10 protein-coding genes are annotated in these 14,954 nt (G+C 29.4%); 8 read left to right on the top strand and 2 right to left on the bottom strand.

The window, feature by feature from the left end:
- Positions 1-61: 61 nt before the first annotated feature.
- The 6 genes from GQR95_RS15205 to GQR95_RS15180 all read left to right on the top strand — a co-directional run bounded on the left by GQR95_RS15205 (position 62) and on the right by GQR95_RS15180 (position 6,295).
- Complete coding sequence (locus tag GQR95_RS15205) at positions 62-2,170, top strand: tetratricopeptide repeat-containing sensor histidine kinase (protein ID WP_159023949.1); 2,109 nt, start codon at positions 62-64, stop codon at positions 2,168-2,170.
- Complete coding sequence (locus GQR95_RS15200; protein WP_159023948.1) at positions 2,160-2,801, top strand: response regulator transcription factor; 642 nt, start codon at positions 2,160-2,162, stop codon at positions 2,799-2,801. Before GQR95_RS15205 ends, GQR95_RS15200 begins: the two co-directional genes overlap by 11 nt.
- Positions 2,802-3,177: 376 nt before the next feature.
- Entirely contained in the window at positions 3,178-3,597 is a 420-nt protein-coding gene (locus GQR95_RS15195) for a hypothetical protein (protein ID WP_159023947.1), read from the top strand.
- 28 nt (positions 3,598-3,625) lie between these two features.
- A complete protein-coding gene (locus GQR95_RS15190; RefSeq protein ID WP_159023946.1) occupies positions 3,626-4,243 on the top strand; it encodes an SIMPL domain-containing protein in 618 nt (205 codons plus the stop codon).
- A gap of 41 nt (positions 4,244-4,284) precedes the next feature.
- Complete coding sequence (locus GQR95_RS15185) at positions 4,285-4,965, top strand: Lipl32 family lipoprotein (protein WP_159023945.1); 681 nt, start codon at positions 4,285-4,287, stop codon at positions 4,963-4,965.
- Positions 4,966-5,086: 121 nt separating this feature from the next.
- Positions 5,087-6,295, top strand: coding sequence for a DKNYY domain-containing protein (locus GQR95_RS15180; RefSeq protein WP_370514508.1), 1,209 nt, complete (start codon positions 5,087-5,089; stop codon positions 6,293-6,295).
- Positions 6,296-6,440: 145 nt separating this feature from the next.
- Here GQR95_RS15180 and GQR95_RS15175 read toward each other — a convergent pair whose 3' ends face one another.
- Both GQR95_RS15175 and GQR95_RS15170 read right to left on the bottom strand, forming a co-directional pair.
- Entirely contained in the window at positions 6,441-7,589 is a 1,149-nt protein-coding gene (locus GQR95_RS15175) for an amidohydrolase (RefSeq protein WP_159023943.1), read from the bottom strand.
- 350 nt (positions 7,590-7,939) lie between these two features.
- The gene (locus GQR95_RS15170; protein ID WP_159023942.1) at positions 7,940-9,046 is read right to left on the bottom strand and encodes an MBL fold metallo-hydrolase; all 1,107 of its coding nucleotides are present in this window, start codon (positions 9,044-9,046) and stop codon (positions 7,940-7,942) included.
- A 313-nt stretch (positions 9,047-9,359) separates the two neighbouring features.
- On the opposite strand from GQR95_RS15170, the gene GQR95_RS15165 reads away from it, so the two are divergent.
- Together GQR95_RS15165 and GQR95_RS15160 are read left to right on the top strand one after the other, a co-directional pair.
- On the top strand, positions 9,360-9,842 hold the full coding sequence (locus GQR95_RS15165) for a hypothetical protein (protein ID WP_159023941.1): 483 nt from the start codon (positions 9,360-9,362) through the stop codon (positions 9,840-9,842).
- Between the two features lie 683 nt (positions 9,843-10,525).
- Entirely contained in the window at positions 10,526-14,701 is a 4,176-nt protein-coding gene (locus GQR95_RS15160) for a two-component regulator propeller domain-containing protein (protein WP_199269614.1), read from the top strand.
- Positions 14,702-14,954 lie beyond the last annotated feature (253 nt).

Raw genomic sequence — 14,954 nt, 5'->3', positions numbered from 1 at the left:
AAAACTTATAATTCCCTGTTTTTGGGGATGATTATACGTTCGGCAATTCCTACATTTGTGCATGCTTTTTAAGCTCCAAAATATACTTGTTTTTTTAGGTGTGTGTTATACTTCTATTTGTATAGCACAAACGGCGAATACTATAGATTCTGAAAATAAAAAAATAGATTCTCTTTTCTATTATTATAATAACGGATCAGACAAGAAAGCATATAAAGAAGCGCTAGATGAATTGCCTAAATTTAAAACAACCAGGGCTGTAGCAAATACCAATTTATTACTTGCCTATTACCATAATAAATATGCCGCGATAGATTCTTCTATTTATTATACCCAGCAAGCTCTTAAAAGTAAAAGCGTTGTTAACGATTCTCTAGGAATACGGTTAACCATATTAGCTTACCAACTTCTTGCCTTAAATAATAAAAAGAAAGGCTTGTATCACGAAAGTAAAAAATGGAATATAAAAGGAGCAGAACTAAGTGAAGAGTATAACGAGACAAACTTGTATTATTCTAATTTACATGGTTTAGCAAGTACATATATTTCACTAGGAAAGAATAAGGAAGCTTTAGAACTTTTAGAAAAATGTATTAAGTTCTCTAACGACGATGAAATTATTTTAGGAAGCTACATTAATTTAGGTGCTATTTATTCGTCGCTAAATAAATACAATATTTCAAACAATTACTTACAGAAAGCGAAAGAGATTTGTCTGAAAGATCCCAATCAAAAACAAGCCTTAGTAAACGTTATTCTTAATATTGGAGATAATTTTTTAAGTAATGGCGAGGCAAATAAAGCACTCTTACAATTTTACGAAGCAAAGCGGTTAAGTTTTAATAATAGGTTTTACGATTTAGATCTTATAATTACAGATAAAATAGGAACGCTGCTATACAATGAAAAAAGAGATACAGATGCACTTCTAATATTTACAAGTGCGGTACCAAAAGCTATGGGATTGGGATCTTTAAATGTATTGATGCATAGTTATTTGATGCTAGAAAAAATTGCTGTTAGAAAAAAAGATTATAGTAGCGCTTATACCTATGGAAAAAGATATTATATAATAAAAGATTCTATAGAGAACTCTCAAAAAGAAAAAGAGATTAATAGGCTTGAAGTTAAGTTTGAAACGTTTGAAAAAGAAAAAAAGATAAAACTTCTAGAGATAGAGAACTTAAATAAAAGCTTAAATATTAAAACTAAAGATGCAGATATAGAGAAGTATAAACTTCAGAAAGCTATAATTGCTAAGCAAAACGAAAATCAAGTTTTACAATTACAAAATAGTGCTGAAAAACGTAATAATGAAATTGCATTACTTAAAGAAAAAGAAGCGTTAAAGGCCTTAGAGTTAGATCGAGAAAAGACCATTAAATACATTGTTCTTGTTGCTTTTTTTATACTATTAGTTCCTATTGTAGCACTTTTAATTATTTACTATCAAAAACTACAGGCGCAAGGGTTACTTAATTTAAAAGAGAAAGAAATTAATATACAGCGTGTTAATTCATTAAAAAAAGATCAAGAATTAAAACTGATGAAAGCCTCTGCAGAAGGTCAGAATCACGAGCGAAAACGGATTGCTCAAGAAATGCACGATAGCGTTGGTGGTAATTTGGCAGCTATAAAATTGCAATTCAGTCAGCTTATAAATCATCCGGAAAAAATGGATTTAATTTACAGCCAGTTAGACGATACTTATGAGCAGGTAAGAAACTTATCGCATAATTTATTGCCTAAAAAAATTATAGAAAACGACTTTGTATTTATCATTAAAGAATACATTTATACGGTTGAAGGCGCAAGTGAGTTAAGTGTAAATATTTCCTTTTTCGATGAAGAAAAAATAAACGCATTAGACAAAATATTACAAAACGAATTGTTTTCAATTTTTAAAGAACTTACAACCAACACCCTTAAATACGCTAAAGCTAAAACCATAGATATACAGTTAGATTTATTAAACGAATGTATCTTTTTTGTGTATGAAGACGATGGTATTGGGTTTGATGTTTCTAAAACAACATTAGGAATAGGTTTAACCAATATAAAGAATAGAGTAGAAAATTATAGTGGTATATTGCATATAGATTCTAAACTCGAAAGAGGAACAAGCATCAATATAGAAATTCCGTTAAACGTACAAACAAATGAATTATAACCTCATTATAGCCGACGATCATAAAATGTTTTTAGATGGCTTATTAAGTATTCTAAACACAGAAAGTAATTATAATATTTTATATACGGCAAAACATGGCGGGCATGTTCAAAAATATATTTCTATAAATACTGAAGAAAAAATAGACCTTGTAATTACAGATGTAACCATGCCAGAGGTAGATGGTATTGAACTTAATAAATGGATAAAGAAAACATCTAGGAATATAAAAACTTTGGTGGTTAGCATGCACAATACACCAGAAATTATAGACGATCTTATTGAAAATAATGTAGATGGATATCTTCAGAAAAATGCACAAAAAGAAGAGTTCTTAAAAGCTATAGAAACAATTTTAGGTGGTGAAAAATATTTTTCAAAAGAAATTAAAGATATCTATCTTCAAAATAAATTTGAAAAAAATAAGGAAAAAGAAATCAAGCTTACTAAACGAGAAGTAGAAGTAATTTCTCTTATTGCCGAAGAATTTACCACACAAGAAATTGCAGACAAGCTTTTTCTAAGTAAACATACTATTGAAAGTTATAGAAAAAATTTAATTACTAAACTTAATGTTAGAAACTTAGCTGGACTAACTAAATATGCCATTAAAAAAGGATATGTTTCTTAATAACTAAAACATACATTTTATTATTTATACGTAAAGGTGCTATTTTATAATAGCACCTTTTTTATGTCTATTTTCTTCTAAATATTAATGCTAATCTATTCTTGTAACATATAAAGGTGTTCTGCTGTTTGTTTTTATGTAAAAAAGAGGGGTTTTAATAAAATAAAAAAGGTATAATATTTTTTTAATACACTGTAAATAAGGTTATTGAGTGCTTTGTCACTGTTTTCAGGGAGTATGTTTTCACTTAATAGGGGGTTATGTAGTAGGTGCTATTCCTCTAAATTTGCTTAAGAATATGAGAAGCATCACAAAAAGAAAAAATGATGTTTCAATTATAAAAAATAACAATTTTTAACTCTTAAAAAAAAACATTATGATTTTCGGAATTACACTAATCTTATTAAGTTTCATTGCAGTACCATCTTTATTATTATCAAAAAAACCAAACGCTCATGAGCTTTTAGAAAAAATAGAACCTTACCAAGGTTGGATCGGGTTAGTGTGTTGTTTTTATGGTGTTTGGGGAATTGTCTTCTCAATTTTAAATTTAGGTTGGATTTCTACATTTCCTATCTGGTGGGGAACATTATTAGCAGGAAACGTTATCCAAGCTATCTTAGGGTTTATGTTAGGTTTTAGTTTACTTAATAAATATGTTTTATCTAAAAGCGATTCAGCTAAAGAAAAAGCGGTAATCCTTAGAGAAAAGTTAGCACCAAAACAAGGTAAATTAGGTCTTATAGGTTTATTTGTAGGTATCTGGATGATTATTGCAAACATTCTTTTCTTTTAAAAACACACACAATTAAATTCAAGTTATTATGAAAAAGATTATCTATTTATTAGTGTTATTATTTGCGTTGCCATCTATAGCACAAGAAAGTAAAAACACTATCGAAGTTATTGGTGAGGCAGAAAAAGTAATCTCAGACGATAGTTACACCATTTTAATTGCTTTACAGCAAGTAATGGTTTACGAAGGGCAAGTAGAAACGGAAGCAACGTCTTTAGCAGTGGTTGAGAAAAATTACATTAAAAAATTAGAAGAGGCTGGAGTAGATTTTAACAGATTTAAAAGAAATACCTATTACGAGTTCGCAATGTCTTATTCTCAGAGCAGAGAATCTGCGTATTATTATTTAAAAACATCTGATAAGGATGAAGTTAGAAAGATAATGCAATTAAAATCTTCTGGAATGTCTATTGCTAATATAGATATAGAAACTACAAAATTAACAGATCAAGAATTAGTAGATCTTTCTATAAAAGCGATTGCTAATGCAAAAGAAAAAGCAGAAGCTATTGCAAAAAAAATGAATAAAACAATTGGAGAAATTGTTAAAATTTCAGATCAAAATTCAAGTTTTCAATATATACAAAGTTATGGGACTTCTACTAAGCAAACCCATGGTGTAACTGTATCTTTTGAGTTAAAATAAAAAAACAAGTGTCTATAAATTAATAAATTACATTAACAAATATGAAAATAAAATTACTAGTATTATCGGCGTTCGCTTTCTGTTGTATCTTTAATGCAGAAGCTCAAAAATTAAAAAAGTTTGGAAGTTCTATTGAGAAAAAAGTAGGACCAAAAACAATAAAAGTACCTTACACAGACGTAATATCTTATTTAGGATATGCTTCTGCAGGAAATGAAGACGAAGTGGTAGATGGTAAAAAATTCTATTACATTTACTTATGGGTTCCTGCTGTTGCTCCAGAACTTGGTGTAAGAATGCTTTCTCCTGTAGCTAAAACAAAAGTTAAAGACGCAATAGAATCTGCTGCTTATACAGAAAATGCTTCTTCTAGCGATTATTTCGATACATACATTACTTTAGAACGTTCTACTATTTTCAAAAAAGAAGATATTTCTGAAGATGCTGCTAAAAATGCAACGTGGACAAAACTTGCAAGTAATGACGATAGTAGTGAAATGCCTAAGCAACCAAGCGGAAGTAGCTACAATTCTTTATTAAGATACGAAAGTGAAGTAGGAAGCCCTACAAAAGCTTTAACTGCTGGTTTATACCGTATTGGTTTTACAACTTACAAAACAGGAGAAGTTAAAGGAACATTCTTAGCAGAAGTTGCTGCCCCAGTAAAATTACCTGGTGTTGTAATGGCTAAAACTATTGAAGAGCTTAAAAAAGGACTATAAAAATAAAAACAGACATTTGTATTTTAATAGAACACCTCTTTATGTAAATAAGGAGGTGTTTTTTAGTATTCTAAATGTGTTACTTTACACTTTTTAGTGACTAGAATATAACACATATTTAATGCTTGTAAGATTCTATAAAACCTATAATTACGATATGCAGTTCATTAATAATCATCCATTTATTTCAGGGTTTCTTATTGTTATATTATTCAATTTTTTGGTAAAAAAAATAACCAAATCAAAACAGTCTCCTATTAAAATTCTTTTAATGAGTCTTGTATATGTAATTGCACAAGCTTGTAATCCGTTTTCCGGTGCGGTTAATAAACAGATTTCTAATAATTATTACTATACTAAATCAGGTAAAGAAATACGATATAGCCCAAACGGAAATTGGCTTGAATTAGGAAACAGTAAACTAGCCGCAGATGTGCAAACATTTACGCCTTTAGCAAGAGAATTTGGAAAGGATAAGGATCATATTTTTTATAAAAGCACTATTATTGATACAGAAGTAGATGTTAGTTCGTTTAGAGTAATTAACACATTGGGATTTGATAAGAACCATGTTTATATTCCTATTATACAAATGTCTTATATTACTAATGATGCGATAACTACAGATAAAAAATTAGTTATTTTAGAGGGAGCAGACCCTAAAACGTATACCGAATTAAAAGATTGGGGATTTGGAAAAGATAGTAAAAACTGGTTTTATGAATATAGATTAATAGATGTAGACTATAATAGTTTTACACCTATTAATAGGTTTTTTTGTAAAGATAATAATAACGTTTATTTGCGAAAACGGTCTAATTTATTATCAAGTCATATAGATGCAAAAACCTTTGTAGCTCTTAATGATAGGTATGTTGCTGATGCCAAATATATTTACGATTTTATTCCTTGGACAGATGGAAAAGAAACAAATACACTAAACATGTTTGCTTATAAGTCTTTGGAAAATATAGAATACCTATATAAAGAGTATTTATTGTTTGATAATAGTGTGATTTATGATGGTGTATTGATAAAAGAAGCCGACCGTAAATCTTTTAAAGTCTTAGATAGTGATAAAAAGGAGTACTCGAAAGACAAAGAACATGTGTTTTATTTAAGCAATATAATTGTTGGTGCAGATGTAAATACTTTTGAATTATATGAATCTGAGGTGTATGCTAAAGACAAAAACGGGTTGTATTGCTATGGTATTAAAATGGAAGGGGTAGACCTAGAAACTTTTGGACCTGTAACAACAGATAATTTTGAGTACAAGGACAAAAATCACACTTATATTTTTGGAAAAATTAAGGAGGTAAAACAATAAATGTAATTATTAACCTTGATTTATATCAGGTTAGTGTGGTAATATTTAAAAGATACTGCGTTTATGAGGTTCCAACTAATAAATATTATTATAATAAGTAAGGTATTTGTTTTAAATACATAGTAAATGAGTTAATTATAGTAGATTAATTTTTGTCTGTCATGATATTCGAAATAATGGATTGAAACATAGTTAGTCCTGTTTCTATTATTTCATCAGGAAAATCATAATCAGTATTGTGTAATGCAGGAGAATCTAAACCTGCTCCAAGTCCAAACATTGCTGTTTTATATGTTTTAGAAAACCAGCCAAAATCTTCTCCAAACTTAAAAGGATATGGTCTTTTTAGTGTTTTGTAATTATTATCTAGGGCTGCTTTAGAAATATAATTATTACTTTCCTTATTATTAATACTGGCAGGAAAATATTCAAGCCATTCTATTTCGTATTTCAGTGTATTACTATGGCAGGTTTCTTTAATTAAATTTTCTATTTTTGTTTTAGAATGTAACATCTCTTCACTATTCCACGTTCTTAAGGTGTAATGTAATTCGCCTTTTGCAGGGGAAATGCCATAAGATTTCTGTCCCATAGTAATATGAACAGGGGTTATAATTGTGAAATTTTCAGCTATAGGATTTGTTACATTTAACCTAGAAATTGATGTAATTATCTCTGAAAGCCCCAACGCTGGATTTATACCATTTTCTGGTTCTGCAGCATGAGATTCTTTGCCTTTTACACGAACTATAAAACTCTGTACTTCTGCAGAGAACCCTTTTTCGGTTATAATAATACTATTAAGAGGTTCCTTTGGTATGTTGTGAAGTGCAAATATATAATCTGTTTTAAGCGCTTTAAATTTAGTGTCGTTTAATACGTGGTAAGCTCCTTCTCCAGTTTCTTCGGCAGGTTGAAATAATAAAATGATTTTACCTGAATTAAATATCTGATTTTGTAACCAAAAAACTAAACCAGAAACAATTGCCATGTGTCCATCATGTCCACATTTATGGGAAATTCCCTTTTTTTTAGATTGATGTTTAAATGTATTTACTTCCTGAATAGGTAAGGCGTCAAGTTCGCAACGAATTGTAATGGATTTTCCTGGATTAGGATATTCGTAAACAACTGCTAAGCCCGATCCGCCAATGTTTTCTATTATGGTTGCGGTACTATTTTTTTCTACAAATTGTCGGATTCTTATAGCTGTTTCATATTCAAAAGAAGATAATTCAGGATTTTCATGAAGCTCTTTTCTTAAATTTAGTATTTCAGGATTAATCACGTTCATTTTTTTAGAATTTATATTCAATCTTCAATAAGGCTGCTTTAGTTTCGTATAAAAGCTTATTATTATTATTTATTAGTGTTGCGATGTTATAACTTATGTTTTATGTAAAAAATAATTATAATAGGGTTGCATTTTTTATTTAAGTATAAAAATTATTTTGTTTAGAAAGAGTAAGTACTAATATAATTTTTTAAGCTTGAATACTATCTTTCAGTCAAGAACGTGTTCTATAAACTACTTTAAGATAGATCTATTTAACATTTTGGTTTGTTCTTTCTAGTTTTTCATTATTTTTATAAGACTTAAATGCGCCTTTCTAATATTGAAATATAAATATTCTAATCGTTTTATTAATGCTTTATTTTTATTTCGTCTTCAGTAAGAAATCCGTCGTTATTTTTATCTCTGGTTTCAAAATTACTTTTTAAACGACCTTTAGCTTCTGTTTTGCTAATTTTTTGGTCGTTGTTTGTATCCATATTTTCTAGAAGTTGAGAAAAAGAAGGCGGTGTATTAGAGTTTACCTTTTGTGGTGTTTTCGCATTAGTAGTTGATGTGTTTTCTGTTAGAGGAATCTTCATTAAATCGGAAGCAAAAAGAATAGTGCCGCTGTAGTTTTTACGAATTTCAGTTTCAGTGGCTTCTTCATCAATATCTGTAAAGTTGAAGTGTGTTAATATTAAATTTTTAACCTGAGCTTCTGCAGCCATTTGCGAACTTTCAGATAAATTAACATGAGCACGTTCTGTAGCTGTGTTGTTATTCGGTTTTTTGTTTGGACGTGCCTTAGCACCCATTTTAATAGTTCCTCCAGAATCCATAATTAAATAATCGGCATTTTTAGCCAAAATAGGTAAGGTTTCAGAATAGGTTAAATCTCCAGAAATAACAATAGACTCGTTATTTACGTCAAAACGGTAAGCAAGTGTTGTAATGGTGTGATGTACGGGTGTACAAGTTATTTTTACATCTCCGACGTAAAAAGATTCGCCTCCTTTTAAATTAGTGGTTGTAACATGTTTAATTGCCGTTTTTAAATTGCGTCCAGATTTAGAGAGGCGGTAATTTATATCGTCTTTATAAGTTGTTAAAATATTATGTACCATGGTTGTTGTGGGTGCAGGTCCCGAAATAGAAACGTCAGATCCGCCAAGTAAGGCTTGAATAAAAATAGGCGTAAACTCTTCGTTATGGTCTAAGTGATGGTGTGTAAAGAGTAAAGCATCTAGGTCTTTAATTTTTGTGTTGTTAGCGTTTAAATTGGCTTGTGTTCCATTTCCCATGTCTACCAAAATACGAGTGTCTTGATAAGAAATGAGTACAGAAGGTCCAGAACGTTCGGTATTAAATTTAGGAGAGCCCGAGCCAATAATTGTTGCAGTTAAGTGTGCCGAATCTTGTTGTGCAAATATTGGAGTACTTAAACAAATTAAAATCAAAATTAGATAACGTGTCATGTATTTGTTTTTGTATTAGGACTTTGTTTTTCTCTTAAGGTTTAGTGCTTAACATAAAAAAATAGTGTGATGTATATGATTATAATGTAAGAGTAAGAAAAAATTAAAATTAGGAATATAATTTGTGTCTCGATTTTTTGGAATAACACAATATTTAATCATTTTTATAAAATATTTTACGATTACATTTAGCTGATAAATAGTTGGTTGTATTTGAAATTTAAAAAAGTTTATTCTAACGATTATTAAATTATTAGAAATAGCGAATAATGATCAATATGATGTCTTAACTTTGTATGAAAATAACAAATAAATGAAAAAATTAATTTTATTAGTACTAGCTTTTGCTAGTTTTACTGTAGCAAATGCTCAGTCAGATTGGATTAAATTAGGAGTTCATGCTGGTTCGCCTTTAGGAGATGCTTCAGACACATCGTCTCTTGTATTGGGAGTTGATTTAAAATATCAATTTTTAAATACAAAGAGTTACGCTATAGGTATTTCAACAGGATATTCAAATTATTTTGGTAAAGTTGAATATGAAGATTTTGGTATTATTCCTTTAGCAGGTTTGTTTAGATTTTACCCAACAAAACACTTCTTCTTAGGTGGAGATTTAGGTTATGGATTTGTTACAAATGGAGATTATGGTGATAATGGGTTTTATTACAGACCAGAAATGGGATATCACAATGACAAATGGAATATTTATGGGTTTTACCAAGGGATATCTTCAGGATCATTCTCTCCGTCTTCTGTAGGAATTGGAATTAGCTATAATATTATTAGAAGTTAATACTAAGGTTTAATACATGTATTATAAGGTTGTGTTTCTTAGGAAATTCAACCTTTTTTGTTTTAGAGCGTCTTCTAAAGTGTTCTATTTTTATTTCTTATCATTCTTAAATTAGTTTAGTGTCACATTGGGGTAATGCATTTAAAGAAGATCATAATTTATACTATTGTTTAGAGCGTATTATTAATACATATTACAGATGTGTTGGAATAAGAGAACAGACAGAATCTATGTTTCGGACGTGTTGAAATGGTGTAATACTCCGGTATCAAAATGAGTAAATCCAGTAGTTATTCATTAGGTGTGATTAATTCTTATTTATTTTTCATGTCATTCATAGTTTCTGTAATTACCGATTTTGGAGTTGCATAATTCATCTCATTGTAATTCTTACCATGTATAATATCAATATTATATGGTTAAAGTCCAATATATGAGATAAATAATGGAGTTATTCTATAGAAAGTCTTATAAAAATTGCCAATTTTATAGTAATGTAATTTTTTTTGAAAATTTATTAAAAAATAATTAATAATGTAATCGATTAACCTGTAGGTTTATAAGTGTGTTTTTGTTGAATTTTTATTCGTTTTTAGCGCTTTTTGGTTGTTTTTTGACGATGGCTAAAGTTAATTTTTTATTAAATTTTATTAAATTTACGTGATTGACAAAATAGCTGTAGGATGAATAAGAATTTATGTTTAATTGTATTATCTTTTTGTTGTAATCTTATTTTTGGACAGTATTCTAACCTTAAATTTGAGAACCTAAATACGGAAGAAGGCCTCTCTAGTAGTACGTGTTTAGAGGTGTTTCAGGATAGTCAAGGTTTTTTGTGGTTTGGTACCATAGATGGTTTAAATAAATATAATGGTTATGAATTCGAGATATTTAGACCGCTATTAAACGATTCTACATCTATAAGTAATAACCGAATAAATGCCATTCAGGAGGATAAACAAGAAAATCTATGGATTGGTACAAATAACGGACTAAATTTCTACCATCGCGATACCAAATTGTTTACACATATTCCGTTATTCAATCAACCTTTAAAACTTAATAATCCCAAAAAAATAATAAACACGCTTTTATACGATGATGTAGAAAATATTGTTTGGGTAGGTACTAGCGATGGTTTAGTAAAGTTAATTTTAAGTGACGATTCTAGTCAGGTAGATAGATTAGAACTTGTACATTATGCTTTCGATGCAGATAACGAAAACACACTAGATAACAACAACATTAATTCTATAGATAAAGACAAAGATGGATTTATTTGGGTAGAAACTAATGGAGAGCATTTAAATAAATATAATCCAATAACCGGTTTATTTGAACGTATTTTTATAGAACATAAAAAGCCTTACGAACTAAATCATATTCCGAAACGTTTATTTATAGATTCGGATAACGATTTCTGGATAGGTAACGATTTATCAAATATTATTATTTGGGATAAAGCAACCAAGACGTTTAAGCAACTTGCTTTAACAGAAGAAAGTATTCCATTTTATTCTTTATATGAAGATTCTTTAGGCGTAATTTGGATTGTTACCGATGGCTCTGGAATTTTTTTATACGACAAAAAGAAAGAGAAATTAACAAACATTGTCAATAATCCTTCAGATCCATTTTCATTACCAGGAAATCAAGTCTCTGATGTTATAGAAGATGAAAAAGGTATTTTCTGGATTGCGACATACAATGAAGGAATTAGTAAGTTAGATGTAAAAAAATCTAGTTTCGGTCATTATTATTATCAGAAAGGAAGACCAAACGGATTAAATCAAAAAATTGTACAATCTGTACTTCAGGATTCTAAAGGACGTATTTGGTTAGGAGCTTACAATGGCGGATTAAATTATTTTGATGAAGAGACGGCGACCTTTACTGCTTATAGTCACGATCCGGATAATAGTAGTTCGTTAAGTTCTAATAAGATTATGTACACCTTTGAAGGGAACGATGGAGATATTTGGGTGTGTACTTTAGATCGCGGTGTGAGTAAATTTAATCCCGAAACCAAAACTTTTAAAAGCTATTATCATCTTGAAAATTTTAGTTCTACAATTGGTCAAAATTCAGTTTGGACAGGTATAGAAGATAAAGAAGATAGAGTTTGGTTAGGTTTGAGGGACGAAGGTTTAGATGTTTTTAATAAAAAAAACGAAACGTTTCATCATTTTAAAATTGGTAAAAACAAGCAAGAAGGACTGTTAAGTAATTTTGTGTTCTCTTTATTTATAGATTCAAAAAACCGTTTGTTGGTAGGAACATCTTTAGGTTTAAATTATGTGAATTTAGGTAGTCTTGGCAAAAGCATTCCTGAAACTATTAAATTTGGTGAAGTTAATATAGATGGAATTTCAGGAAACCGTATTAATGATATTACCGAAGACGAAATGCATAATATTTGGCTAGGAACAGATATAGGTATTTATAAACTAGACTCTAATCTTAACTTAGTAAAAACTTATTTTACTACAGATGGATTACCAAATAATTTAATAACAGGAATACGAGAAGATTTTAATAATAATTTTTGGGTTACAACCAGAAGCGGACTGTCCTTTATAAATCCAGTAACCAATAGTATTAAGAATTTTAATACACACGATGGAATTCAGGGTATGGAGTTTCAAAGTAAATCTATAGATCGTACAAAAGATGGTCGTATTCTAGCTGGAGGAATAAACGGATTTAATATTTTTAAACCGTCTGATATTATCATGACTTCGTCAGAAAAATTATATCCAAGAATATCGGGTTTAAAAATTAACAACGAGTATGTTAAAACGGGAGAGCGCATTAATAAAAAATTTGTGTTGACTGAGACCATTTCAGATATTAAAAATTTAGTCTTAGATTATAAGCAAACCAATTTGTCATTCAATTATTTAGCTCTTCATTTTAAAAACCAAGAGCAAGTAAAATATGCTTATAAAATGGAAGGTTTAGACGACGATTTTATATATGCAGGAACTAACCGGCTTGTAAACTATTCTAATCTTCAGCCAGGACTATATACTTTTAAGGTTAAAGCAACGGTAGATGGCGATTGGGATAGTGCTCCAATAACATCTATGAGCATTCGTCTTAATTCTCCTCCATGGAAAACCTGGACAGCTTATACCATTTACGCAATCGTTTTCCTTGTGTCTTTATGGTATTTAAATAAGTATTTTACAAATAGAATTAAAGAAGAAAAAGAGCATGAATTCGATCAGATGAAATTAGAATTTTTCATTAATGTATCTCACGAGTTTAGAACACCGTTAACTTTAATTTTAAATCCGTTAGATAAATTAATGGCCGGATATAATGATCAAAGTGTTGTAAAATCTTCTGCAAAATCTATTCAGCGTAGTGCCCGACGTTTACTGTATTTAGTAAATCAATTGCTCGATTATAGAAAAATGGAAGTAGGAATGGCTCCGTTGCAATTACAAAAAGGAGATATTGTTAAGTTTAGTAACGACATTTTTGCGTTGTTTAAAGGGCTAGCACTTAAGAAAAATATAGGGTACACATTTACTTCTACAACAGATCGATTATATTCATTTTACGATTTTGATAAAGTTGAAAAAATACTAACCAATTTAATTTCTAACGCTATAAAATTCACAAATAATGGTGGCAAAATAAGCGTATCCATAAATAAAGTTTTAGAGAAGAAAAAGAGTTCTAGTTTTTTTAGACATTCTAAACGCTTAACAAATTATATAGAGATTATTGTAGAAGATACAGGGATTGGTTTAGACAAAGATCAGCTTAAACAAGTGTTTTCTAGATTTTATAATGTCGATGTAAATAAAACAGGAACAGGAATCGGACTTAATTTCTGTAAAGGATTAGTAGAATTACACGGTGGTGAAATTTTTGTAGAAAGCGAATATGGTGTAGGAAGTAAGTTTGTAGTTAGAATTCCTTATAACAAAAAAGCAGAAACTAGTGTAGTTAAGGATGTAAAAGATGAATTCTTAATTAATTCTATGAAGTCTGTAGAGTACGATATGCTTATCTCTGAAGATCAGGATCACGTAGACGAAAGTGAAGTGTCTCAAGTAAAAGATAAATGCAAAATTTTAGTTGTAGAAGATAATAAGGAATTACGAGAACATTTAAAAAATGAATTACGTGCGCGTTATGATATTATTGAAGCCATTAATGGGGAAGAAGGTTTAAAAATGGTAAATAAATATTATCCAGACCTTATTGTTAGTGACGTTATGATGCCTAAAATGGACGGATTTGAATTTTGTAAACAAATTAAATCAGAGTTCGAAACATGCCACATTCCGGTTATATTATTAACAGCTCGTGCTTTAGAAGAAGATAGAATAGAAGGTTATAAAACAGGTGCAGATGGGTATTTAGGTAAACCGTTTAATATGCGCGTTTTAAAAGCTAGAATCTCTAATTTATTAGAAACAAAACGTATTTTAAGAGAGAAGTTTTCAAAACTAGGAGCCGTAATTCCGTCTAAGGAAATGACAAATAACTCTATAGATGAAGCTTTCTTAGAAAAAACCACAAAAATTATTTTAGATAATATTAGTGATCCCGATTTTAAATTAGAACATTTATTAAAAGAAGTTGGTATAGGGCGTTCTCAGTTTTATAGAAAAATACAGACTATTACAGGACATAATCCTAGTAATTTTATTAGAACAATACGCTTAAAATATGCTTCAGAATTGTTGCTTAATGATGCCAATACCATAAAAGAAGTAACACATATGTCTGGGTTTAATTCTGCCGCTTATTTTGGGAAAACATTTAAAGAATTATATAATATGACGCCAAGTGAATATGTAGAAAAACACAGGAAAGAGGTTTCAGAAAATGAAAGTTAATTTGTCTCAAATTCTAAGTTTATAACATCGCATTTTTGTAATCTTAAAAGCATGTCACTCTTATATTAAAAAAAGAGACATGCTTTTTTTTATGTTATGAGTTTGATGCTATCTTCAATCAGTATTACTTCTACATAATATTAAAAGAGGGTATAAATAAACAAGTGTAGTATGCTTAATAGTTATTATATATGTTTTGTGTTTTAAAACATTATAAATTAATGTGTCTTGCAATTCTTTAATTATACAATAA

The organism is Formosa sp. L2A11 (genome assembly GCF_009796865.1).
Lineage (GTDB): Bacteria > Bacteroidota > Bacteroidia > Flavobacteriales > Flavobacteriaceae > Formosa.
Note: the sequence above shows the minus strand (reverse complement) of the source record. Positions and strands in the feature narration are given on the sequence as shown.

Excerpts from the sequence above, each read along its gene's own strand:
- GQR95_RS15205 (WP_159023949.1), top strand. The coding sequence starts at position 62 with ATGCTTTTTAAGCTCCAAAATATACTTGTTTTTTTAGGTGTGTGTTAT.
- GQR95_RS15200 (WP_159023948.1), top strand. The coding sequence starts at position 2,160 with ATGAATTATAACCTCATTATAGCCGACGATCATAAAATGTTTTTAGAT.
- GQR95_RS15195 (WP_159023947.1), top strand. The coding sequence starts at position 3,178 with ATGATTTTCGGAATTACACTAATCTTATTAAGTTTCATTGCAGTACCA.
- GQR95_RS15190 (WP_159023946.1), top strand. The coding sequence starts at position 3,626 with ATGAAAAAGATTATCTATTTATTAGTGTTATTATTTGCGTTGCCATCT.
- GQR95_RS15185 (WP_159023945.1), top strand. The coding sequence starts at position 4,285 with ATGAAAATAAAATTACTAGTATTATCGGCGTTCGCTTTCTGTTGTATC.
- GQR95_RS15180 (WP_370514508.1), top strand. The coding sequence starts at position 5,087 with ATGCTTGTAAGATTCTATAAAACCTATAATTACGATATGCAGTTCATT.
- GQR95_RS15175 (WP_159023943.1), bottom strand. The coding sequence starts at position 7,589 with ATGAACGTGATTAATCCTGAAATACTAAATTTAAGAAAAGAGCTTCAT.
- GQR95_RS15170 (WP_159023942.1), bottom strand. The coding sequence starts at position 9,046 with ATGACACGTTATCTAATTTTGATTTTAATTTGTTTAAGTACTCCAATA.
- GQR95_RS15165 (WP_159023941.1), top strand. The coding sequence starts at position 9,360 with ATGAAAAAATTAATTTTATTAGTACTAGCTTTTGCTAGTTTTACTGTA.
- GQR95_RS15160 (WP_199269614.1), top strand. The coding sequence starts at position 10,526 with ATGAATAAGAATTTATGTTTAATTGTATTATCTTTTTGTTGTAATCTT.